A 23,497-nucleotide genomic window follows, 5' to 3' on the forward strand; every position below is an offset into this window, starting at 1 on the left:
GACTCTACTATGAGTAGCCATCGGCCTTTTCCTCACAGGAAAGACTGATACTCATCCATGAATGTTGCAACCTGCAAAAGGCCCTGTGCTTCTGACTTGTGAATCAGCGACGCAACATCGAGCGCCGGATTCCTGAAACGCTCGCGCATGCGGCGCAGGGCCAGAATGGCCTCCGAGGGATCCAACTCGATTGTGTCGGCGATGAAGTCGTCGGCGGAAATCGCCCGGATGGCGTGCGGGTCCAGGGCCTCGGACGGGAAATCGGCTAGATTGTCCGTCACTATTACGGACGCTGACGTTGCGATGGCGGCGGCGAGGACATGATTGTCGTCAGGGTCTGGCAGGGCGAGTTTCTCTTCGAAAATTTCATAGCCCGTCACCAAAGCTTCTGGGAAGGCGGCTTCTATGGCCGCCCTCTGACGCACACCGTCGGTCTCGCCCTTCGTGATCTGAAAGATGGCTTTCTGAGTCTCGTCCAGAATGCGACTGCTCCACCGGGGCCGGAACAGTCCGGCCTCGGCAAGGCTGAGCAGCATATTTCTACGAAGCGCGCCGCCTATGACGCATGCATCGAGGAGAGCCGTGAACCGATCTGCGTATCGGCTCATATAAGGCCGTCCTCGGCATCCATCACCGCAAGATCGCCCAACGCGTCTGATCTGGCAGCGTCACGCTTTTCTTTGTAAGCAAACAGATCATTCGCGCGGACGCGGCGATGCCGTCCTGTCTTCGTGAACGGAATTTCTTTCTCCTCAAGAAGCTTCACCAGGAATGGACGCGACACGTTGAGCAAGTCTGCTGCCTGCTGTGTCGTCAGCTCGGCCTCTACCGGGATCATCCGAAACCCGCGACCGCTCGATACGAGGCGCAGCACCTCGAGAAGAGATGCTGTGAGGGCCGGTGCAAGGGTTACGGTTTGGACTTCGCCGCTTTCAAGGGCAAGCGACAGCGTAGTGGGCTCGCCTTCCTTGATCTGGGAAGCGACAATTGTTCTGAGTTGTTCAGCGTTCTTGATCTCCACCTCATCGGGCAAGCGATCAAAAAACGCCTCTTTTCTGAGGGCGTTCATCTTGTCTCTCCAGTTCTCACGACTTGAGTTAGATATAGGATAGCTTCCATTCGAAACAATCGCAATACTCGAAATATTCGAAATTCACTAACGCCATGTGAACGAGCCGCACGACCGATCGCCGCTAGGCCACTAAGCCGAGCCGACCACCCCCGCATCCTCCAACTGCTCCCGATCGGGAAGATCGAGAAGACTCTCCAACCCAAACGCGACAAGGAACTGCTCGGTGGTGACGAAGGTATAGGGCGCCCCGCGTCGAGGCGACCGCGGCCCGGTCCCGATCAACTCGCGCGCATGCAGCCGACCGATCAGGTCGCGGCTGATCTCCTTGCCGAAGATATCCTTGAGCCCGTCGCGGGTGATCGGCTGGTGGTAAGCGATGGCCGCGAGGACCGCGACATCGAACTCGCTCAGATCCAGCAGCTGATCCCCGACATCCGCCGCGGCGCGGATCGCCGGCGCATAGGTACTCCGCGTCCGGAATATCCAGCCGCCGGCAACTTGCGCGATCTCGAAGGCCCGCCCTTCCAGATCGGCGGCAAGGTCCTCGACCAGCAGATCGACCGAGGCCTCCTGCCCCACCACGCGGGCGAGATCTTCGCGCGGCACAGGGGAGGCAGAGGCAAAGAGGACCGCCTCGATCCGGCGCATCCATTCCCGCCAGCGCAATTCCGGCGGCAGGTCAGCCAGTTCACGGTCCAGCTCCGGCTCCGATCTGTCCTTCGCCATCGTCACACCCCGTAAAGCCGGAACGTGTCACGCCCGGTCAACTCGTGCACCGCGCCAAGGTCCACCAGCCGGTCGCAGAGGCGGCGCGCGGCGCGGTCCGGCAGGGGCAGGGCAGAAGGTGCCACGGCATCGCGGGTCAGGAACATCTCCACCGCGTCGCCTGCCCCCTTCGCTCGCAGTTTCGGAGCGACCGCCTTCAGATGCGCCGCCCGACGCGCGAGGTCGGCAGCCTGCCTGACGGCCTCGATCGCCGAAGAGATGACTGCCCGATGACAGGCCAGGCGAAAGTCATCGCCCCGCTTGCGCAGGTCGGCGCGTTTCTGTCCCGCGGCCAGCAGCGGCACGAGATGATCCCAGCCAAGTGCCTGGGCGAGGGCCGCATCGGCAAGGATCAGCGCCGGCACCTCTTGGCGTGGCGCCTCGGTCAACACGGTTTCCAGAACGGTCGCGGCGCGCGCCACTAAGGCGCCCTGCCCGGCATCGATCCACGCGGCGATCTGGGCCGGCACAACAGCCGGCAAGGCCCAGCCCAAAGCCTTCACCGTCACCGGTCGGCCTGCCGCGCGCCGCCACGACTGATAGACCTCTCCCGCCGGTCCCGGCAGGTCACCGGGGCGCATCAGATGCACCGCATCGCGCAGCTCCCCTGCCCGTTCCGGTCGGCCAGAAAACGCCATACAAGCCTCGGCCGCGCGCAGCGCGAGCCGATCCCGCAACAAGGCTTGGGGCACCTCCACGCACCCCAACACAAGATGCAGGTGGTTCAGCGCGGCGCCCGACAAAAACGCAACATCTTCAAGGGTTTCAGCGCGTGCAGAGGTGACCCAGGCGGGCATTTGGGGTAGCGTGTCGAGGTCGCTGGTGTGATCCGGTCGGGCAAATGTCATGCTCGGAGCCTAAACTTGCGCGGCGCTTTTATCCAGAAAATAAGACGATAACCGCCCCACCCTGCGGCCCTCTGATATGTCCGATAAGTTTGCATTATCGGACATTACTAGATATACTATGAAATAGTCTCAAAATTAGCGGATTTTCGGGAAATTGATGGACTCAGAGGACGAGAAATCGACATCACCGCACCCTGGGATTTCTGTTGATGCTCAGGAAGACGAGAGCAGTCGAGACAAAAGTGCCACGATCGCCCTGCCCGCCCATGTTGCTGGCTCCGGCATACTGAATCGCCTGGTCGACACCGCCCGCGACTACGCGCGCGCCGCGGCCTCGGACAATACCCTGAAGGCCTATGCGAAGGACTGGGCACATTTTGCACGCTGGTGCCGGATGAAAGGGGTCGAACCCCTGCCCCCCTCACCCGAAATGATCGGGCTTTACCTGGCGGATCTGGCCTCGCCGGCACCGCCCTCCCCTGCCCTTTCCGTGAGCACAATTGACCGCCGCCTCTCGGGCCTTGTCTGGACCTACACGCAGCACGGTTTCACCCTCGATCGCAAGAACCGTCACATCGCCACGGTACTGGCAGGCATCAAACGCAAACACGCGCGCCCGCCGGTGCAGAAGGAAGCGATCCTGGCCGAGGATATCCTCGCGATGGTTGCCACCCTGCCTTTCGACCTGCGCGGGCTGCGGGATCGCGCCATCCTGCTCCTGGGCTACGCAGGGGGGCTGCGCCGCTCTGAAATTGTCAGCCTCGACCATGGCAAAGACGACACGCCGGACAGTGGCGGCTGGATCGAGATCTTCGACAAAGGCGCCCTGCTGACCCTCAACGCCAAGACCGGCTGGCGCGAGGTCGAAATCGGCCGGGGCTCCAAAGATCAAACTTGCCCGGTCCATGCGCTCGAGCAATGGCTGCATTTCGCGAAGATCGACTTCGGCCCGGTCTTCGTGCGCACCTCGCGGGATGGCAAACGCGCATCCGAAACGAGACTGAACGACAAGCATGTCGCGCGCCTGATCAAGCGAGCGGTCCTGGACGCCGGCATTCGGTCCGACCTGCCCGAGAAAGACCGCCTGGTGCTGTTCTCCGGCCATTCTCTGCGTGCCGGACTCGCCTCTTCGGCTGAAGTCGACGAACGCTACGTCCAGAAACATCTAGGGCACGCCTCGGCCGAGATGACCCGCCGCTACCAGCGACGCCGCGACAGGTTCCGGGTGAACCTGACCAAGGCCGCAGGGCTATAGGTCGACATTTCTGAGGGCCGCCAACGCCGCGACATGACGCGGAAGATCACTGCGGGAATGCAGAATATCAACGATGATGACCTCGTCAGGCTGATCTAGGAACAACAGAAAATGCTCCCCTGCCCTAGCGAACCGCAGATCGGCCGCATCATCGACCAAAACCGCACAGCTTCGGCTATGCGCCTGACCGTTCAGGATTGCCTGACAGCGGGTTAGCACCTCGTTCTCATAGAGTTCAGCCTGTTTGAGCCCGAATTGTTCGATTGTCCATTTGGCAATCTCGACCAGGCTGGCCTCCGCGCGCCGGGTCAGCCGAAGGGATCGGCTCATGAAGATGCGCGTGCTTGTCGAAAGGCCCGCCGGATCGCGTCTACTCCGCTGCCTTCGGCGAACTCACCCGCCTTTGCCTGCGCCAATCCCTCGAACAAGCCCTGTCGGATACCGGCGAGCCGAGCTTCTTCCTGCTCCAGGAGACGAAGCCCCGCGCGCATCGCCTCGCTGACGTTCTGGTAACGTCCGGACGCGACCAGCGCCTGCACCAGCTGGTCCTGGGTTTCGGTCAGAACGACATTGCGCGTAACCATCTATCGGCCTCCTTTGTTGGCAATATATGCCAATGACCCCTTTTGATCAACACCTCATGCCGCCTGCCCACTGAGCCTACCATAGAAGCTGCGCTCGAGGTGCAGCTCCCCTGCCCCGGCTTTCTCGACCATACCGCGCAGATATCCGCCCGGCGAGGAAACCTCACCCGCGCTGTGCTTCTCGAAGACGAGCGCAAACGCGGCCGTGGCCACCTGTGTGCCCATTCGGTCCTGCGCCACGTTCCAGGCATGCTCCGAGATCCCGATCATTGGCCTGAGTTGCCCCGCAACCCGGTGCAGATCGCCCCAATCCTTCAGGAATCCACCCATATTGCGCGCCCAGGATGCGAATTCCGGACAGGCCTGCATGATTGTCGGCAGATCGAGCGCCGTCCGTTTCTTGCGCACCTCGGCAACCCAATCTTCCAGCTCCCTATCAACCCGCTCTTCGGGTGGAGCATTAGGCACCACACCCGCGGCTTCCTCTTTTTCTGAGGAATTACTAGCTACAGGATTAAGTTGATTTGTAATTAGTATATGAGGTTCGGAAATGAACTCCTTGGGGTTCATTTCTTGAGTCTTCTTCGTAACTTGGGTGTCTTTGTTGCCGGTGTTTTCCACAGGTTTTATCGCACCAATCGCCTTGAGATAGGCCGCCTCGACCCGTTCTTGGAGTTCCTTGAACCACAACAAGAGCCGTTCCAACTGCTCAGAGGCTTCATGACGGCGCGGAAGTCGGTCCAGAAGCTCCTCAAAAAGCCCCGTGAATTGGCTCCAGGGCCCGCGCAACGCGCTGCTGATAGCCGCCTCAATCCGGGCGCGGATCATCCGGCGTGCCACCGTGATCTGGCGCTTCAGGCGTTGGCAGAGCTCGCGTTCTGCTTGCAGCTCGGCATGAAGCTCCTCGAACTCCTCAACACGGGCTGAAAGCGGCGACAGGTCGAAGCCATAAGCCTCGACGATGCGGCCCTCGGTGTCCCTGCGGCCCCACCGCTTGCCATTGGGACTATCCTGGAAGGAGATCACGCCGATCTCAACAAGACGCCGCGCGTGGCGCTTGAGCGCGGAGAGCGAGAACCCCGTCTGCTCCATCAGATAAGCGTTCGAAGCCCAGACGATCGGACGCTGCCCCTCTTCCCAGTCCTGGGCCTGGGTAAACGCCCCGAGCGTGTCGAGGAGCATCATGTCGCCGGCCTTCAAGCCGATATGTGCCCCCACGCGCTTGAGTGCCACGAAGGCCCGTGTTTTGGGTACTGCTACCCGTTCACCGGCTTGAGCAAGTTGCTCAGCAACCCCAAGACCCGGTGTCGGCTTGCGCCAACCTGTATGTTTCATGCCTGTTTCTCACCTCCGGTTAGTTGGAGGCAAAAGAAAGCCGTTCGCTCAAAAGCGTTCGTCGTTGACAGTGATTCGTGGGAGAGGTATCTTCTAAGTGACCAAACTTTTCAGATTAGCTCTCAGGCCACGCTGCTTGGGGGCTTTTCTTTTGCCTAGATCATCGTTCCGACTGCTCCTCTTTTGTCGCGAGGAATTCGCTGTAGAGCTGATCCAGTCGACCGGAGAGAAAGTCTCCGAACTCGGTTGAATCTTGCGCCGTGAGCGAAATACTGAATGCCTTACCGGACCGGCCGATGACGCCTTTGATGCGGCCTTTGCCGGCGGTCCAGGTGCGTTTCTTGGGCGTAGCGCGTGCTTTCCGGCGCTTCGGAGCCCTGCCTGCTTCTGCCAGTTTGCTGTGCAAGAACTCGAAACGAGAATCACTATCGAGATTCTGGAACCCGTCAAAATCCAAGGCTTCTTTCAGGATCTTGTCATTTGCAGGCTCCAAAGCCAGCTTCTTGAAATCCTCCCAACGATCCCGTCCGATCTGCTTGGCTGGGCCAATCTGCTCGATGACGTCCCGCGGAACGTTCTGAGCCACCGACAGCATGCGCGAAAGCAGTGTCCCATCAATGGTCAACGCAGCCTGGATAACATCCTTTGCCTGCCCCATATCCAAGAGAATCTTCGCAAACAGGGCCTTCTCGATGAACGATAGGTCCGCGCGCGCCGTATTTTCCTGCCCTTGAGCAAGAATGTGCGCCACATCGTCCATTGGTTTGACAACAGCGCGAACCTTACGATTGAGCGCCGATGCAACTCGCACACGGCGATGCCCGAAGACGATCATATAGCGGCCGTCTAATTCCGGATGCGGGCGAAGCAATACTGGTGTGTCCTGGCGGCCGGCAGCGATCGATGCCTTCAGTTCATCGAACGCCTGATCGTCATCACTGAGGCGATCCGAGACAAAGGACACGTCGATCAATTGTGGATCGATTTCGACAATCGTTTCCCCTTCGAGGAGACGCTTCGAGTTCTCCGCGAGGCTGTCGATTGAAACTTTCATCGACTTCGAAGCACCGCGCATTGCGTATCCAGAGCGGCCAGAATCCTTGGGTTGCTCCGAGGAACCGCTCATGACGCTTTTCAGGAGATCTTTTCGAGCCATCGAGCTAACTCCTTTGCTTCGCGATCCAGCCCACGCTCAGGGCTCATCCGATCAGTTGCACGGCTGTCAAAATCGATGATCTGCACGGCTGTCAAAATGTCGGTCATTCCCGCCCCCAAGCCTTGTGGATCAGCTCAGCGATCTCGTCGTTCACGTCGTTCAAAGAAGTAACAGCGCGATCATAGGTGGTCCGGACGAACTGGGATCGCTCGACTTCGTAGAGCGTCTGCTTCGTGATCCCTGCGTCGGATATCGCGGTCGATTTCAACACCGGAGCCGACAGCATCTGATTTGGAAACATTGCCTGGAGGAACCCGACCATCTGCTTTTGGGGGCCGTCCGTCGGTTCAAATCGCGTTACGAGGTAACGGAACCACTTCAGGCGCATGTTTGCTCCAGCATCACGGATCGTCTTCATTATCCCGCCCAGCATCAGAAGAAACTGGCTCATTGACATGACGTCCAGCATCTGAGGATGGACCGTCACAATTACCGAAGAGGAGGCCGTCAGAGCGGTGAGCGTCAGGTAGCCCAACTGAGGGGGGCAATCGATTACGACCACATCATAGCGGTCATCCACCTCGCCAAGCGCTTTGGATATCCGAGTGAAGAAGGTACGGCCCTCATGGGGGTCGCTGCTTGTCAGTGCAACCGGGGTATCATATTCGTACTCTTGCAGTTCAAGGCTTGCCGGAACGATATCCAGATTTGGAAAGTTTGTCGGTCGGATCACTTCGGAGATGGGCTTGCGCTCGTCATCATACCGGAGTGTCTCATAGAGCGAAGGCACGTTGTCGAGTTCAGGCTGAATACCGTGCAAAGCTGTTAGCGAAGCTTGAGGATCCAAGTCGATCGCAAGAACGCGATGCCCCTTCAGCGCCAAATGCTGAGCGAGATGAGCTGCGGTGGTGGTCTTTCCGCTGCCCCCTTTAAAGTTCACGACAGACACAACGTGCAACTCTTCACCTGGCTGTCGGTAGGGCACATATCGACGCTTGCCGGGCCGACCATGCTTGTCCAGATACGCTCTCAGCTCGAGCATCTGCTCCGCAGAGTAGCTACGCCTTCCGGATGACGACGTTTCAGGCTCGGGGCCTTTGCCCTCGAGGTGAAGCTTCTTGATAGTCGACTGGGTTACGCCAAGGTAGTACGCAACCTCCGCAAGCGAAAACTGGCGTAGACCTTTCTGGGCATCTGGAGGATACTGTTCCTGCCGCAACATATTGAGACGGTCAGAAATCAACTCTCCCTGCTGAAGGATGATCTCGTCGAAGGGTTGATCCTTCGTATCAGCCGTAAATGACCTATCTCGCATCCGCCTGCCCTCTAAATATCGCTTTTTCAGCGATTTCGCTCTTTAAAGTGTCATCTACACGGAAAAACGAGTCTTAACAACGATTTTTGCCCGGAAGTTCGAACCTACTCGACGCACCAGGCGGTTTAGATGTGGCGACAAGCTGTAGCGATCACGGAACGCCGCGACTCAATATATAGGGATAATAGCGACATCTTCGCCGCAGATATTGGGTCATGCATCGCGGCGATTCCTCTGTAACCATTTGTTTCGTATTGATTTTATGCGAATGCACGGCTGTCAAAACACATGCAGATCTAGGACTCGAAACGCCCGACAGTACCGCGAAACCTAGGGTGCCAAAACGAACAGTATCGGCCGGGCCTTACAAACGGGCTATGATCATTTGCCGCCGTTCCGCTCTTCAATCACGGCAGACCAACAAATAACCAAGTCGCTTCAGGGGCAAGGAAGGCAGCAGAAGTCGGCTGGGTTGCCCCAGCCGATTCTTTGCGTCACACGGCGTCTTTGGGACCCCAGGGGATGATGGCCTGCAGGGACAGATCGTCCTGGTTCGCGGCCTTGCCGAGGTTGGCGTTGAAACCGTGGTCGCGGATGGTCAGCGTGTAGTAGTCGGCGCCGGTCTCCTTGTTCTGCTTCTTCCAGATGCCGCCGCACTCGACCAGCTTGCCGCGCGGGGAGCGGCCGAGGACGCGGTGCGTGGGAGCCATCGGGTTCGTGCTCGCGACGGGTTCGACCGTGATGTCGAGGTCGAAGGTCAGGGTCGAGATGGAGCCGACGCCCTTGGCGGTTACGATGTCGGCGCTGGTGAATTTGATGCAGTTCGTGGTCATTGCTCTTCTCCTTGTTTGCGTTGCAATGATGGTCACCTTGCAGCTGGCCAAGGCCCGGCCACACCGAAGGCGAAGCGCAGCGGAGAGGGGCAGGCGCCGGTCTTTTTGACCCGCGCGGAATGACCCGCAGGGTCAGGGGAAAAAGATCGGCGACAACTTTGTGGACGGGACGACAGCTGCGACCAGCATGTCATGCAACTCAGACATCGGGAGAAGCGCGGAGGCCGCGAAGGAAGATGGGTGAACAGCCGAGGGAGATGTAGCTGAACTGCGGTCGATGCTGTACCCAACTTCTTGCCGGAGTGTATCCGACTGTTCGCACACTCTGGACCAAGACCCGGCCTCGACGCATCACCCCAAGGCCAAACGAACCAGAAAGTTGTTGCTGGTGCGCCATGGGCGACGCCGTTGGATAGGTGACTAGACAAACACGCCAAGATCGGATGAGGCGTCAGACTCCGATGTAAGCGCCACGCCGATCCCCTCCTGCCGCGCTGACGCTGGCTGTGCGAGTCCTTCTGTCGAGGTGAGACAGGATAGGACGGCAAAATGGACGGCTCTTTAGACGGCTCAGCGGATGGCTACGCGGGCAGGATCGAGGTTCTGGAAGGGCGGTCGGGCCGGCGCATGCGTAGCGAGGCGGAACGGGCGCGGATCGCGGCGGAGAGGTTCGGGCGGAGATCCGAAAAGCTCGATCCGGAGCAGTTCAACCTTCCGCTCGAAGATGTGGAACTGGCGCAGGGCGTGCTGGACGCGGCGCAGGAGAAGGCGCGACGCGCCCTGAAGGGGCAAGGTGCAGCCGAAAGCGGCACCCCGAAGCGCAACCGCGGCCACCTCCCGAAACACCTGCCCCGGATCGAACGGGTCATCGAGCCCCGAAGCACGCTCTGTCCCTGCGGTTGCGGCGAGATGGCCAGAATCGGAGAAGACGTCTCCGAACGGCTGGACGTGGTGCCTGCCCAGCTCCGCGTGCTGGTCACCCGGTGCCCCAGATATGCCTGCCGGCGCTGTTCCGGCGCATGCGCCGGAACATGTCGTGCCCGGCGGACTGCCCACCGAAGCGCTGATCGCGCAGGTCATGGTGGCCAAGTTCGGCGACCACCTTCCTTTTTACCGCCAGGTCGTGTCGCGAATGCTGTGGAAATTCCCTGGCAGCGTGCTCCGGGCGTGTGAAGGCTCGGTCTTTCAGGCAGCGAGGTCAGCCAGCGTCAGCGCGGCAGGAGGGGATCGGCGTGGCGCTTACACTCCGATGCGGACATTGAGAGTTTGCGCGGCGAATGGCGGCTCAGAGCCCACTTTACCGGATGTTGCGAAGCGACTGAATGTCCGCATTTCAAGATGCCGCAGCTTTGGTTATTGGGTGTGCTTTCAAAAACAGCGCCAACACTCCGGCCCCGACTGCCAACCAAACTGAGCCTGTCCAGACAAGGGTGTAGGTCTGTGTCGCGGTAAAGACATAGCCGCCAGCGAACGCACCCATTGCCCCGCCGAGGGCGTGGCCCGCAGAGATCAAACCCATAGCGAGACCCATCGTTTTGATCCCAACATGGCTCGCGACGAAACTGGCCGTGACGGGAACTGTCGAATAGTCGACCGCGCCAAACAGAACGGCGAACAAGAACAGCATTTCAATAGATGTTCCGGGAATGCTGCCGAGTAGGATGAATGTCAGCGCCCGCAGCATGTATATTGCTGCCAGCAACATCGGACGATTGACACGATCCGTGAGCCAACCGGCAGCTATCATGCCGATGAGGTTGACGAGGGACAGCAAACCATAGGCGGTTGCACTTGGAATGGGTGGAAATCCACAGAATGCCGCAAAGGGCAGCAAATGTGTTTCAACGACGCCAGTCGTCGTAAACCCACAAATCAGAAAGCTCCAAAACAGGAGATGAAAGGCAGGCTGTCGTACAATTGAGGTGAAGTCCTGCCGCATTGTTGACGGGTCGTCTTTTCGCCCTTCGGCTTCGTTTGATGACATATCTGGTCGCATGCTCATCCGAATGCATGGGATCAACGCGAGGCTCGCAAGCGATAAGGCACCAAAGCTCCAGCGCCAGCTTGCAAATGCCAATAGCGCTGCGATCAAAGGGACGATAAGAAATTGACCACCCGTCGCACCCGATGTGCCAATCCCTGTCGCCAGCCCCTGATTGTCGGAAAAGCTGCGGGCGACTGCCGTGGCCACAACATGGGTCGCGACAATTCCAAAGCCGATGGCACAGAACCCGGCAAAGCCGATGACGAACATCAGCTTGCCGTTCATCAGTGCCACGATTGCACAGCCGACCCCTAGCAATCCCATGCCCAGGTTGAGTGTGAACTGCGATCCGAGACGATCCACCAAGCGCCCTGCAAACGGGGCAACAATAGCCATAATCAAGAGCGCTGCCGCTCCGACGCTAGAGATATAACTACTGGTCCACCCGAACTCCGTTTGCCAAACAGGCATGATCAATCCAAGGGCGGCTCGGCTGGAGAAGGCGAGCGACAGTGCCAGGAACCCGAAGATGACAACGGTCCAGTTCTGGCGTGGTTGGGCGGATGTGGTTGCTGACATGGTGTATCTCCTTGTCCTCGCGAAATGCCACGTAACTTGCGTTTTGACGAACGAGAAACTGGTCAAATAACTTTAGCTGATCTAAAGTGAAGAATGGCAATACGCATCCAGGACCTCTACACATTCCACGTCGTCGCACGCGCAGGCGCGATGCAGGACGGCGCGCATGAACTTGGCGTGACGCCGGGTGCAATCAGTCAACGCATCCGTGCAGTCGAGGAGCGTCACGGGGTGCGCCTGTTCACCCGAAGCAAAAATGGGATCACACTCACGGCGGCAGGGCTTGCGCTTCAATCAGATGTCAGCGCGGCGTTTTCGACGATTGAGGCCGCACACCAAAAGAACTTTGCCCGGCATGGCCACACGGTGCGGATCAGCGCATCTGCGACCTTTGCCCACACCATGCTTGTCTCCAGCCTGGGACGATTTTCTGAAGCGCATTCAGCAATCAAAGTCTCGGTCGAAACCGAAGACCGATTGGTTGACCTCAAATCGGAGCCCGTTGATCTGGCGATCCGCCATGGTCTTGGCACCTATCCGGGCCTGCGGTCCGAATGGCTATGCTCTCCAGAGCTGATCCTTGTCGTTAGTCCGAAACTATTGGAACGCCTTGGGCCGCTTGAAACGCCATCTGACTGTCTGCGGTATAGATTGTTGCCCGATTCCACAGGAAAGGATTGGTCGATCTGGTTTGAGGCACAGGGCATTGACGCCAGCGGCGCGGCCTACGGCACACAGTATGGCAACGACTTTTTGACGGTTAAAGCAGTGATCGACGGTCAAGGATTGGCATTGCTGAACGATGTCTATGTGAAAGAAGGCTTAGCCTCAGGGCATTTGGTGCGAGCATTGAATGCCGCATGGCCGACAGCATTTGCATACTATGCTGTCGCACTTGCCGAGACGCTCGAAAGACCGGCAGTCTCAACCTTTGTCAAGTGGCTCAAAAAGGACCTGAGCTCATAGTTAGTTCTAAAGCTGCCTTTGGAGCAACCGCAGCGAAATCACACTTATCCCGCTGAGCGGTCATTGGCACGACTCAGATCCGATGTCCGCATTCGAACCGCTACGTCGGAATGTACCGGGGCCTAAGCCCCGATCCTCTTGATACGAATGCCGAGCTTGCGGGCCTTGTCGACGATGTTCTCGGTAATGCCTGAACCGGGTGTAGCGATCAGGCCCTGCGGCATGGTCTCGAGCATCTTGTCGTTGCGCTTGAACGGGGCGGCCTTGCCGTGGCTCTTCCAGTCGGGCTTGAAGACCACCTGGGTGACGCCACGGGTATCTGCCCAACGGGCCGCGATCATTTCTGCACCCTTGGGCGTGCCGCCGTGCAGCAGCACCATGTCGGGGTATTTTGCATGGGTGGCGTCGAGGACGGACCATATCAGATCATAGGCGTGATAATCCCCGCCCGAGAAAGCGATCCGTGTGCCTTCGGGGCAGTGCACCTCGGTCTCCTTCCGACGCTTGGCGGAAAGATAGGCCCGACTGTCCACCACGGCGGAGGTGAGGCCGCGATGGGAAACCTTGGATCCGGTGCGGGGCAGCCAAGGCGAGCCGGTGGCGGCCGAGAAGTGGTCCACGGCCAGATCGCGCATTTGTTCGAAAGCGTCACGATGGTCCCAGAGTTTCAGCCCGATCATCTGGAGGCGCTCGAGCTCGACCGAGGCGACCTCGGAGCCGTCCTGTACGCCCAAACTTTCCCGGACCTCGAATTCGTTGTCATCGAGCAGTTTCTGAATGTGGGTGAGCCGACGATGGAAGATCGAGGTGAGGGACCACAGCACCTCCTCGAGATTGTCTTCCAACTGGCTGCCAGTGAGGAGACCGGTGGTGGTGTCAAAGAGCGTCGCCATGGCGAGCTCGACCTCGTCGGGCTGGGGCAGGGGGCGATGATCGGTCTCGCCGGGTCCTGGTGTTGCGCCATGAAGTGCGAGGTGGTCGAGGATGGCGGAGGTCACGCCGGTCTCCTCGGGATGTCTGTCTGATGGGGCATCGTCTGGTTCCTCTGTTTGATCTGACCCGATTTGGATGGGGCGATAACAGGACCGGCGGCGGCCGGGCCGCATCCGTCAGGATCGGAGCGCAGCGGAGAATGCGCCCAGGGCCGGAAAATTGTTCCCGCGAGGAATGGCCCGCCACGGTCATGTGGTGGGGCAGGGGAATTTTCTGGTTCGGGGCGCATTGCTGCCCGGGCGAGGGGCACTCAGCCCCGACCCGCCGGTCCATCGCTCCCCTTTTCCAAACGGGATCAGATCGAACCAGCAGAACCTTCGCCCTTTCGGACTTCGCTGAGGAAGTTGGCGGTCACCCATCCTCAATCTCCAGACCTTGTGCTTTCATGGCCCCTAACAGGGACCGGCGCAGCGCATCTTTGCCAAATGCCCGCAGATCGTCGTTGAAATCCCCCATGGCCGGCACGAGGCCGCCACATGCAATTCCAAGCGATTCCAGCTGGTTACGCAATTTCGTTGATGCGTTACGTCCAGCTTCGTCATTGTCCCGCGCGATCCAGATGCGCTTTATCCCCGGCGGCGGGATGAAGAGGCCGAGATGGGTGGCGGTGAGACAGGAGGCAAAGTTGAATTCAGGAAGAGCCGTGCCGATCGAGAGGGCGTTCTCGAGCCCTTCGCCGACGATGAGATCGCTACGAGAGGTGCCGGACCAGAAGCGGATGGCATGCCCGTGCAGATGTCCAAGGATCCTTTTCGGGCTCTCGATCGCAACCAGACCGCCGGTGGACGGGTCGAGAAAAACCCTTGCGCATCCGGTGATCTGGCCCCGATTGTCAGTGATCTTAGCCAGCAGGGCAGGGGCCCTTTGTGGCGGATTGGCGTCGTCTTCGCCCTGCCGCAGGAAGACCCGCGGGTGATAGCGCAGGGCCGGGCCAAGACGCGTGATCCCGCGACCTTGCAGATAGGTGGCGCCCAATGTGCCAAGCACCGGCTTGCCTGCGGAGAAGAGTTTGCGCGCCCGCGCGATGCGTTTGCTGGAGGCAGCATCCGGTCGCTCAGCCCTTTGGGTTTCACGAGGTGCGGCAGGGCAGGGGCCCTCACCGAGAAAGGACCGGGCCTCCCTCAGGGTTTCCTTCAGCGTAACCGATCCGAGCCGTTCATGAAGCAGGTCGATCAGGTCGCCGTATTCACCCGTCGCGAAGTCCTGCCAAGACCCAGCCTTGCGCCAGCCTTCCGCCTGCAGTCGGATCGCGAGACTCTGCCCTTTTGCGCCAGAGGTGTCGCCAACCTGCCAATAGTTGCCCTGCTTGCGGCCTTCGGGAAAATACTGGCGGCAGAAGCTCTCGGCGCGGTCTGCCAGATCGGCCGAGAGATCTGCGATGCTGCGCCGCGCGTTCATGCGGCGGCATCCGCGGCGCTTGCGCCGACCGGATGCGCGGCAAGGACCCGTCCCAGCACCTCGATGCCGTCCACCGGAATGAACACCCGCGTCTTCCACTGGATCACCTCGGTGAAGCAGCCCATTGCCTTCAGTTCGGGCAGGGCCGTGCCCGACGCACCGATCAGTTCAAGCCTCGGCTGTCCCATGACCAGGGACCGGCGCAGCTGGTAACCACCGAGCAGGCTGAGGGTCGTCCTGGCGTCCATCACCGCGGCGAAGACCTCCTGCGGTGTCATCTCGATTTGACAATCGAGGCCGAGCCGCGCGTAGACATTGAGAAGCTGCTCCTGGCTGACCAAACGGCCGATGGCGCGCTCCCCATCCTCGGTCTGCAGGCGATAGATGCGCATGTTGTCCGCGGGCAGCCGGTCCCAGATCGGCAGGAGCAACCCGCAGATCAGCGTGATCTTCGAGGTGGTGAACTCCGGCACGGCGTCGACTTCGGCCCGCCAGAGCTGTTCGAACATCGCATCATCGATCTCTTCCCAGTGCGATTTCGAGAACTCGGAAAGCGCGAGAATCTCAGTCGCCATGGGCCGCAGGAGCTTCACCCGAAGGATCGGCACACCGTCCTCATCCATGAAGGCCGGCACGGTCACCATCAGTGCCGCGCGCTTGGAGGTCTTGTTCCAGCACAGCGTCGCGCCTTTCGTGTCAGCGCAGATTGCTTTGACGCGGGGCAGGGTGAGCGGATCATTGCGATCTGTGCGCTCCACGGTCAGGGCAGTCGCCGTCGCGCCCGTCGCGTCATGCTCGAAGATGACCTTGCGATCGACGATCTCGAATTTCTCGGCGCGCAGGGTTTCGAGGCCGACATCGAGCGTGCCTGCCTGACGCGCGTCCTCGATGATGGCCGAGAGGAACCCGCCGAAGGCCTCGAAGATCGCGTCCTGCATATCGATCCGGAGCGCGAGGCAGCGGTTCAGGAACTGCTGAATTGGCGGCAGATTTTCTTTCATCGTGCCATCCGCCTCATCGAGCGTCAGCCCGGTCATCTCCTGGAATTTCACATAGGAACACGCCTCGATCTTGCCCGCGCGCAGCTTGTAGAAGAACTGCCGCAGCGCCGCGCGTGCGTAGGGGCTCTCGAGGTTGTCCTCGGCACGAAACATGTTCTGTCCGCCGGTCTCGCGCTGCCCCTTGGTGATAGCACCAAGCGTGTCGAGGCGGCGCGCGATTGTGGAGAGAAAGCGCTTCTCACCTTTCACGTCTGTGGCAACGGGACGGAAGAGCGGTGGCTGCGCCTGGTTGGTGCGATTGGTGCGACCAAGCCCCTGGATCGCATTGTCTGCCTTCCAGCCGGGTTCAAGAAGGTAATGCACCCGCAAGCGCCGGTTCTTCGCCCCGAGGTCGGCGTGATAGCTGCGACCCGTGCCACCGGCGTCAGAGAATACCAGGATGCGCTTGGCGTCATCCATGAAGGCCTGCGTCTCACCAAGGTTGGAGGAGGCTGGGCGGTTCTCGACCTTGAGCCGCCCCTCACGTGTCTTCACGATGCGTCGTTTACGCCCCGTGACCTCGGCCACGGCGTTCCCGCCGAAATGCCAAAGGATCTGATCGAGCGCGCCCTGCACCGGGGCGAGGGCCCCAAGATGCTCGATCAGATCGTCCCGCCGCCGCTCCGCCTCGCGACAGATGATCGGATTGCCATCGCCATCGAGGGCCGGGCGCGAGCGCAGATCGCCATTCTCGTCCGTGTAGGGCTCGAAGAGTTGCGTTGGGAAGCTGTGCATCAAATACTCCATGACCGCCTCCCTTGGCGTGAAGTCGACCTGAAGATCATCCCACTCGGAGGGTGGGATATCCTCGAGGCGGCGTTCCATCACCGCTTCGCTGGTCGAGACTACCTGGATGACCGCCGCATGACCCGCCGCCAGGTCCGCCGCGATGGCGCGGATCAGCGAGGGGCATTTCATGGCGGTGATGAGATGATTGAAGAAGCGCTGCTTGTTGCTCTCGAAGGCTGAGCGCGCGGCGGATTTCGCTTGGGCATTCAACGTGCCGGTCTCCGACAAAATTCCCGAGGCCTGAAGGGCGGCCTCAAGATTGTTGTGAATAATCTGATAGGCGTCGGCATAGCTGTCATAGATCGCGATCTGTGCGGGCGTCAGCTCATGCACCAGCATTTCGTACTCGACCCCGGCATAGGAGAGGGACCGCGCAAGATAGAGTCCGAGCGCCTTCAGGTCGCGCGAGATCATCTCCATGGCCGCGATGCCCCCGGCCTCCATCGCGGCGACAAACTCTGCCCGCGTCACGAAGGGGAAATCCCCGGTACCCCAAAGACCGAGGCGAGAGGCATAAGCGAGATTGCCGACGACCGTGGCACCGGTCGCCGAGACATAGAGAACCCGCGCATCGGGCACGGCGTTCTGCAGCGCAAGGCCAGCGAGGCCCTGCTGCGAAGCCTTTTTGTCGCCGCGGTCGGACTTTTCGCCGGCGGCATTCGCCATGGCGTGGCTTTCGTCGAAAGCGATGACCCCGTCGAACCCCTCGCCGAGCCAGGACGTCACCTGGTCGAGGCGGGAGGCTTTGCCCTCGCGCTCAGCCGAGCGCAGCGTGGCATAGGTGACAAAGAGGATGCCTTCGGGGAGGCGGATATCGCTCCCCTGGCGGAACTTCGAGAGCGGCACGATATCACTTTCGCGCCCGCCGAGCGCCATCCAGTCGCGCCGCGCATCCTCGATCAGTTTGTCGCTCTTTGAGACCCAGACCGCCCGTCGCCGTCCCTGCAGCCAGTTGTCGAGAATGATGCCCGCGACCTGCCGCCCCTTGCCGCAGCCCGTGCCATCGCCGAGAAACCAACCCTTGCGCAGGCGGAAGGCATCTTCGTCGCCCTCGGCCGCCGCCATGAGCTGGCCTTCGATCTCGCCGCGCTTGAACCAGCCCTTGAGATGCGTCTTATGCGCATTGCCCGCATAGATGACGCTTTCGAGCTGCGGCGCGGAGAGGAGACCGTCGGCGACAAGAGTCTTCGGCAGGACGGGGCGGTAGGTCGGGACGGGCGGCGGGACCGAGGCCATGGCGGCGGATTGCACAAGAGCTGTCGGATGCTCCGCCGCACCATCGATCCGGATCGATTGCAGGTCATAGGCTTCGTAGACCGTGTCTTGCAGAGCACCGTCGGGTTCGCTCCAGGCCTTCGGAAGATAGTCGAGTGGGGCTGTCTCGATGTCGTCGAAAGGATGCCTCGCACGTTCCTCGGCGAGGGCGCGGGTTTCTTTGCGGGCGGCGTTGCGCAGGGCCTGCAGGTTCGTGCGGGACGTGGGCTTCGGTACGGACAAAGCCGTGCTGGTGGGGCAGGGCGGAGGGCTGCCGCGCTCCGGGCAGTGGGTCAGAACTGACGCGAGGAGATCGGCCGTGGTCGCGCAGAGCGGATGATAGGCGGTCTCGATGTCGATAGGTGCGGTCCCTTGTTCGCCCGCCACACGCTTGTCGATCACCGTCAGCCGTGTGTCGATCGTGGTGCCGTGTCGTGCGAAGACCTCGCCGTCGATGGCGGCGGAAAACACCACGTCAGCGCTCTGGCCAATCCGCTGAAACGTCGACTGGAAGCTCTTGGTGGACGGGCGAAAGCTCTCGCCGGTGATGACGACGAGGCGCCCGCCCGGCGCGAGGCGCGCGAGGGCGGAAAGTACATGACAACTGGTCGCCTGCCGGAACCGGCCTTCGACATGGTTGGCAGCCGAAAACGGCGGGTTCATCACCACGACCGTGGGTGTGAACGACTGATCGAGACGGTCGTCGATCGACGCGGCATCGTGATCCGAGACTGCGGCGTCGGGGAACAGCTGTCTCAGCAAGGCGCGGCGGGTCTCCGCGAGTTCATTCAGCGCCAAGCGAGCACCTGCAATCCGGCCAAATACCGCCAGCATGCCGGTGCCGGCCGAGGGCTCGAGCACCAGGTCGTCATCCCGAAACCCCGCCGCCTGCGCGACGATGGCCGCAAGCGGTAGAGGGGTCGAAAATTGTTGCAGGCGCACGCTGTCTTCGGAGCGCCGCGTGTGGGACGGGGCCAGACCGGCGAGACGTTCGATCATGGTGAGGAAGGCCTGCGGCGAGACCGCCTGGCGCTGCATCAGCGCGCCGTAGCGCGAGAGCATCAGGATCTGGGCGACCTCGGCGGCCTCATAGGCGTCCTTCCAGACCCAGGCACCGCTGGTGTCGCTGGCACCGAAAGCATCCTCCATCGCGGCGCGGAGGGCGGCGGCGTCGATGGACCTGCCTGCCTCGAAAAGGGGGACGAGGGCTTTTGCAGCCTGGATCAGGTGTTGGGCGAAGCCCGGAGCCTCTGGCAGGGCAGGGGCCTCGGCCTCGGGCGCAAGAGGGACGGAATGGGGGTGAGCGTTCATCGGCAATCTCCGGGGTTGAGGGTTGGCCCCGAGCCCCGCGCGCACTCTCTCACCCGGGAGGGGTCACCCCTCCCGCCCTGCCTCTCGCTCTTTCATGGCCTCGAAAACTGAAGTCTTGGCAGCGAAAACTTATCCACAAAATCTGGGGATGACGCTGTGGGCGTTGTCGCGCAAACCCATGCCAGGCTGCTGGGACACGGCCGTGCCTGCATTTTGGGCACCTCCAAAGAAACGGACCCGTTACACAGCAAGCTCGGGGACCGAATGGTCAACGAGGAGAAATCGCAAGAACTCAGAATGGGGATCTGCAAATAAAAAGGCGGCATCCGGGAGGAGGTGGATGCCGCCGATTATTCCGGATCGGTTCAGGGAGGAGGAGAGAACCGATCACAAGAGCGAACATAGGAGCAATGCTGCAGTCGCACAATGGGTGGGCTATGATTTTTCTGCAGTGCAGCAATGCGCGCGCGCAATCGGGTGCTGCCCATAGTTCCGGTGTGTGGCGGCGATTTATTCTACGGATGGGCGGTCAATGCGCCGATCGCGGGTGTCACATGTGGATCAGACCGAGGAACGGCATTCCGCGCCTCCGGCAAACAATGCGTCTCATAGTCGCCAACAAACCCCCAGCAAGCGTCGATCTCCTCGCCGTCCTGCTCGATGACATAGCCATGGACACTACCGCCAAGGTAGGCATCGTAGTCGACGATCTCACCACGTAAGACGCCTTCAGTCTTTTCGCGCAGGGCCTTGGTCACGCGTTTCACACCGAATTCGTTTCGCACATCTGAGAGCGTCACGTAGACAAAACCGACCTGGCCGGAATCCCAAGGGCAGTGAAACCCGATGGTGTTCATCGCGAGGCCGGAATGGTCATAGAGAAAGACGGGCAGGATGATTGCCTTGCATTCGGCGCGGGCGCGCAGCTGATCCATCGGGAGATCGCTCTGATCCGAGACGCCCGCAAGATCGCGCAGGAACGCCTCAGGGCTGTCGTACTGATGGCTGTCACCCAGCCGATAGCGCCGGTGCCAGCAGATCAGCGTACCGAGATTGGACCACTCCCGCGGGCTCTCAGCATCCGTGTCATGGTAGATCTTGATCGTGTGGCCCTGGTGGATCTCCTCGTAGACGGGGTCGTGCATGTCGATTTCCTTCCTTGAAACGCAATCGACCCGCCAAGCCGGTTGGGGCTCGAGCGGGACGATTGGGACGTGGTCAGGTGGTTGGTGAGTTTGCCGCCCGGCGGATCAGGCGGCGGCGCGGTTCTGGCGATGCCGGACGTGCTCGACCGAGACCTTCAGAAGCCAATCCTCGAAACCGAGAATGGTCTGGTGACCCGCAACCGCCTCGACCCAGGCCGCACGCGGGTCGCTGCCAATCTGCGTCGGGTCGTTGTCGATCCGGCCATTGGCCATCCAGGGTTCGGGCTGAATGCGGCCGAGCCAGTCCGCCAGTGACGGGATCCGTCCCTGACAGTCTTCACGCACATGTTGCTCACCGATCCAGCGGATCGGGACGACCCGGCCCGCGCTGTTGGTCAGGCTGCGACCAAACAGCCGTTCGGCATCATAGATCCCTACGGCATGTTATCTGGACAGTCAAGCTGTCTCTTAAGGAAAACACCCTGCGATCATTGGGGTTTTCCTGAGTGGCATCGATGAGACAATTCATGGGGGCTCCCTCTCTATCTTATCCCTGTTTCACCCCCACCCAGCTCACCTCTTCCTCTCCCTGATCATGACTTCAGATGCCGCCCTGGGACGGCGGACTGAACGGCAGGACTTTCGGGTCGGCCCGCGCGATCTGTGCTTCAAGAACCGCAATCAGGCGGCGTTGTTCTTCACCCTTCAGCGCGAGTACCTGGATTTGTTGCGCTAGGGTTTTGACGGTCGCGCGCAGCTCTGCCAGTTCGCCGCCGCGGGCGGCCCTCAGCTCGGCTTCGAGTTCACGGATACGGGCTTTCAATCCTGCGACTGATCCCGACCGGAACCGCGCCTCTGCCGCACGAAATTCCGCAAGAACGGCAGTGGCCCGGTTGGCTGTGGCGCGGCTGACGCCGGCCTCGCACGCGAGATTGGCGACACTGAGGCGCCCGTCGGTATGCTCTGAGGCTCCTTCGAGCAGCCGCTTCATGGCGGCGCGCAAGGCGTCTTCGGTCTTCTGACTGACGGGCCATGTCATAGCTTTGGGTCCTCCAAGTGCGCGATCAGTCCGCGCTTTCGATCATTGTCCTGCGCGATTGCGACCTTCTGAAATGCCGACAGGGTGTTGCCCTGCAGGAGGCGCTCGCCCTCCTCGATCGAGGTCCGCCAGGGCGCGACATGGCGCGTGGTCAGGCAGGAATTGGGGCAGCGGTCAGGGCTGCAACGCGAAATCACCGGGGCCTCCGGCTTGTCGTCGGGCCGCAGGCAGAGGGCGCTGGCGGGCTCAAAGAAGCAATCGTTCAGAAATCCGACATGCAGCGTCTTTCCAAGATGCGCCAGCATCGTTCGAAGGCGTTTCTGGTCGAGGATGCGCCCGGGCAGATCACCGAGGGTGTCCCGGACGTGGTCGAACTCCTGCTTGAGACGGGACGAAGCCGGTCCGCCGGGCTCGTCACCCTGCAGGTAGGCCTCATAATAGGCGACCACATCGTCCAATTGGCCAAGGGCGCGTTCCTGCTCGACCGCCCGGCGAAAATCTCCGTGCGGCGCACCGGCATAGCCCTCGAACATCGCCACGGAGGCATGCTTGTACTGGATCTTTCCGGCAATCACGCCGAAAGGGCGGTTCGCGATGTACCATGCGATGGTGCGCCGGAACTGGCGGGTGCTGAAATGCCAGGGGCGTCCGTCGACATGTGGAATTGCGGGCGGGTTTGCGACCTTTGCATCCAGACCGTCGCGGAACATCTTGATGATCGGCGACGCCTGCGCGGCAAGGTAATCCGCCGTCCAGTCCCAAGGCTTCAACGAGACCCAAAGAGATCTCAGGTCGCGCTCGCCGCGTGCGCGCCGTGACAGGACTTCCAAAGCATCGACCGCTCGGGCGACCGGCGCGATAGTGATCCAATCGGCGGAAACACCCGCCGCCTCGCGGTGCTTATAGACGTTGCTGCGTACCCGATAGCGCTCGATCAGGTTGTCAGCACTGCGTTCAACCGAAACGCAGCCCGGCTCCATGTCCTGCAACTCGCTGTCGCGCATCCCCGTCAGATACGCGCAGACGATGTAGCAGGCCGCCTGCAGCATCTGCTCTTCATGTGGCAGGCTGTCCGTGTCGAAACGCTCCCGCCAGGGCAGGCCGGTATCGGGATCGAGGGTGATCGGGGTATCCATTCCGCCGACCTCGGTTCCCATCTCACCCGCCATCTGGTCCAGCATCCTCACGGTCGCGGTGGAACTACTGAGGTTCCCCGTTTGAGGACAGCCGATCTGAAGGCACATCAGCCTGAAATTATACGCGTTGCCTTCCCTAACATCGGGGACACCGCGGGTGGTGTTTGGACGGCGCTCCCAGAGTGGCACGCCCCGCCCTTCCGCCCGACGGGCCTCGAGCCAGGTGCGAAGACGGTAGCGAAACCGTTCGTGGCGGGTCTGGCGCGCATCCTCGGCAATAATCTGGGCAGCGCGGGCTTTAAGGCGATCCAGCTCTTCGCGCGCCGCGAGGATATCCGGAGCGAAGACATCGACGTATCGCATCGACCAGTGGAGCAGTGCGCCGATGACCGGTTCGGGGATGCGCGGCGTGGTGTTCTCCGAGCTCGTCCGGCTCCGACCGCTGACATTGCTTGCCGTGCGCCCACCCCAGGGCAGGAAGGGAATGCCGCCCCGGTCACCCATGGCCCAAAATGATGGAGGTCGATGGGGACATCGACATAGAGGCGGATCTGTTGCGATGAACGTGCGCCGTCTGCCCCAGATGCGCCAGATACGCGTCCAGCACTTGCTGGTCGACGCGCGCCAGTTCGACGGAACCGATACGATCGTGCAGGAACTCTCCGAAATGGCGCAGGAACAGCAATGTGCCCTTGGCGGT

20 protein-coding genes and 2 pseudogenes are annotated in these 23,497 nt (G+C 60.9%); 3 read left to right on the forward strand and 19 right to left on the reverse strand.

The genetic code is table 11. The features are described from left to right. Positions 1 to 32 precede the first annotated feature (32 nt). From IMCC21224_RS25810 to IMCC21224_RS25825, 4 genes are all read right to left on the reverse strand, one after another. Positions 33 to 608 (reverse strand): PIN domain-containing protein, encoded by a 576-nt coding sequence (locus IMCC21224_RS25810; protein WP_047998420.1) that lies wholly within the window; start codon positions 606 to 608, stop codon positions 33 to 35. Then, complete coding sequence (locus IMCC21224_RS25815) at positions 605 to 1,069, reverse strand: helix-turn-helix domain-containing protein (RefSeq protein ID WP_053079232.1); 465 nt, start codon at positions 1,067 to 1,069, stop codon at positions 605 to 607. Before IMCC21224_RS25815 ends, IMCC21224_RS25810 begins: the two co-directional genes overlap by 4 nt. A gap of 132 nt (positions 1,070 to 1,201) precedes the next feature. Next, on the reverse strand, positions 1,202 to 1,798 hold the full coding sequence (locus tag IMCC21224_RS25820; protein ID WP_047998421.1) for an SMC-Scp complex subunit ScpB: 597 nt from the start codon (positions 1,796 to 1,798) through the stop codon (positions 1,202 to 1,204). Between the two features lie 2 nt (positions 1,799 to 1,800). Continuing rightward, on the reverse strand, positions 1,801 to 2,685 hold the full coding sequence (locus IMCC21224_RS25825; protein WP_047998422.1) for a DUF1403 family protein: 885 nt from the start codon (positions 2,683 to 2,685) through the stop codon (positions 1,801 to 1,803). A 157-nt stretch (positions 2,686 to 2,842) separates the two neighbouring features. On the opposite strand from IMCC21224_RS25825, the gene IMCC21224_RS25830 reads away from it, so the two are divergent. Then, positions 2,843 to 3,940 carry a tyrosine-type recombinase/integrase gene (locus IMCC21224_RS25830; protein WP_047998423.1) on the forward strand — a complete coding sequence of 366 codons (1,098 nt, stop codon included), beginning with the start codon at positions 2,843 to 2,845 and terminating at the stop codon, positions 3,938 to 3,940. Here the strand turns inward: IMCC21224_RS25830 and IMCC21224_RS25835 are convergent. The 7 genes from IMCC21224_RS25835 to IMCC21224_RS25860 form a co-directional block, all read right to left on the reverse strand. Continuing rightward, positions 3,935 to 4,270 (reverse strand): type II toxin-antitoxin system RelE/ParE family toxin, encoded by a 336-nt coding sequence (locus IMCC21224_RS25835; protein ID WP_047998424.1) that lies wholly within the window; start codon positions 4,268 to 4,270, stop codon positions 3,935 to 3,937. The genes IMCC21224_RS25830 and IMCC21224_RS25835 overlap by 6 nt on opposite strands. Further along, a complete protein-coding gene (locus IMCC21224_RS25840) occupies positions 4,267 to 4,524 on the reverse strand; it encodes a type II toxin-antitoxin system ParD family antitoxin (RefSeq protein ID WP_047998425.1) in 258 nt (85 codons plus the stop codon). Before IMCC21224_RS25840 ends, IMCC21224_RS25835 begins: the two co-directional genes overlap by 4 nt. A 54-nt stretch (positions 4,525 to 4,578) precedes the next feature. After that, positions 4,579 to 5,859, reverse strand: a complete 1,281-nt coding sequence (gene repC / locus IMCC21224_RS25845; protein ID WP_082135477.1) for a plasmid replication protein RepC — start codon at positions 5,857 to 5,859, stop codon at positions 4,579 to 4,581. A 160-nt stretch (positions 5,860 to 6,019) separates the two neighbouring features. Next, positions 6,020 to 7,015 (reverse strand): plasmid partitioning protein RepB, encoded by a 996-nt coding sequence (repB, locus tag IMCC21224_RS25850; protein ID WP_047998427.1) that lies wholly within the window; start codon positions 7,013 to 7,015, stop codon positions 6,020 to 6,022. Then, positions 6,994 to 7,122 (reverse strand): hypothetical protein, encoded by a 129-nt coding sequence (locus IMCC21224_RS28880; protein ID WP_255348011.1) that lies wholly within the window; start codon positions 7,120 to 7,122, stop codon positions 6,994 to 6,996. The genes repB and IMCC21224_RS28880 overlap by 22 nt, the downstream gene beginning before the upstream one ends. Continuing rightward, on the reverse strand, positions 7,119 to 8,330 hold the full coding sequence (repA, locus tag IMCC21224_RS25855) for a plasmid partitioning protein RepA (protein WP_047998428.1): 1,212 nt from the start codon (positions 8,328 to 8,330) through the stop codon (positions 7,119 to 7,121). The genes IMCC21224_RS28880 and repA overlap by 4 nt, the downstream gene beginning before the upstream one ends. A gap of 494 nt (positions 8,331 to 8,824) precedes the next feature. After that, positions 8,825 to 9,163: a DUF736 family protein gene (locus IMCC21224_RS25860; RefSeq protein ID WP_047998429.1), complete on the reverse strand. Its 339-nt coding sequence runs from the start codon at positions 9,161 to 9,163 to the stop codon at positions 8,825 to 8,827. Between the two features lie 549 nt (positions 9,164 to 9,712). Between IMCC21224_RS25860 and IMCC21224_RS27605 the strand changes: the two are divergent. Further along, a pseudogene (locus tag IMCC21224_RS27605) lies at positions 9,713 to 10,283 on the forward strand (IS66 family transposase zinc-finger binding domain-containing protein); the annotation flags it as partial. A gap of 213 nt (positions 10,284 to 10,496) precedes the next feature. Here the strand turns inward: IMCC21224_RS27605 and IMCC21224_RS25870 are convergent. Next, a complete protein-coding gene (locus IMCC21224_RS25870; RefSeq protein WP_047998431.1) occupies positions 10,497 to 11,726 on the reverse strand; it encodes an MFS transporter in 1,230 nt (409 codons plus the stop codon). A gap of 93 nt (positions 11,727 to 11,819) precedes the next feature. On the opposite strand from IMCC21224_RS25870, the gene IMCC21224_RS25875 reads away from it, so the two are divergent. Then, a complete protein-coding gene (locus IMCC21224_RS25875; RefSeq protein WP_047998432.1) occupies positions 11,820 to 12,692 on the forward strand; it encodes a LysR substrate-binding domain-containing protein in 873 nt (290 codons plus the stop codon). A gap of 122 nt (positions 12,693 to 12,814) precedes the next feature. On the opposite strand, the gene IMCC21224_RS25880 is transcribed toward IMCC21224_RS25875, so the two are convergent. From IMCC21224_RS25880 to IMCC21224_RS28770, 7 genes and pseudogenes are all read right to left on the reverse strand, one after another. Beyond that, positions 12,815 to 13,690, reverse strand: a complete 876-nt coding sequence (locus IMCC21224_RS25880; protein ID WP_047998447.1) for a DUF2493 domain-containing protein — start codon at positions 13,688 to 13,690, stop codon at positions 12,815 to 12,817. 346 nt (positions 13,691 to 14,036) lie between these two features. Then, on the reverse strand, positions 14,037 to 15,083 hold the full coding sequence (locus tag IMCC21224_RS25885) for a toprim domain-containing protein (protein WP_047998433.1): 1,047 nt from the start codon (positions 15,081 to 15,083) through the stop codon (positions 14,037 to 14,039). Then, on the reverse strand, positions 15,080 to 19,477 hold the full coding sequence (locus tag IMCC21224_RS25890) for a strawberry notch-like NTP hydrolase domain-containing protein (RefSeq protein WP_047998434.1): 4,398 nt from the start codon (positions 19,475 to 19,477) through the stop codon (positions 15,080 to 15,082). The genes IMCC21224_RS25885 and IMCC21224_RS25890 overlap by 4 nt, the downstream gene beginning before the upstream one ends. 515 nt (positions 19,478 to 19,992) lie before the next feature. Continuing rightward, positions 19,993 to 20,622, reverse strand: coding sequence for a hypothetical protein (locus IMCC21224_RS25895; RefSeq protein WP_047998435.1), 630 nt, complete (start codon positions 20,620 to 20,622; stop codon positions 19,993 to 19,995). 105 nt (positions 20,623 to 20,727) lie between these two features. Next, a pseudogene (locus IMCC21224_RS25900) lies at positions 20,728 to 21,066 on the reverse strand (hypothetical protein); the annotation flags it as partial. 157 nt (positions 21,067 to 21,223) lie between these two features. After that, on the reverse strand, positions 21,224 to 21,661 hold the full coding sequence (locus IMCC21224_RS25905) for a hypothetical protein (protein WP_047997895.1): 438 nt from the start codon (positions 21,659 to 21,661) through the stop codon (positions 21,224 to 21,226). Then, complete coding sequence (locus IMCC21224_RS28770) at positions 21,658 to 23,301, reverse strand: hypothetical protein (RefSeq protein ID WP_053079233.1); 1,644 nt, start codon at positions 23,299 to 23,301, stop codon at positions 21,658 to 21,660. Before IMCC21224_RS28770 ends, IMCC21224_RS25905 begins: the two co-directional genes overlap by 4 nt. Between the last annotated feature and the right edge of the window lie 196 nt (positions 23,302 to 23,497).

Origin of the sequence: Puniceibacterium sp. IMCC21224, from assembly GCF_001038505.1 — a bacterium.
In the GTDB taxonomy this organism is placed as follows: domain Bacteria; phylum Pseudomonadota; class Alphaproteobacteria; order Rhodobacterales; family Rhodobacteraceae; genus Puniceibacterium.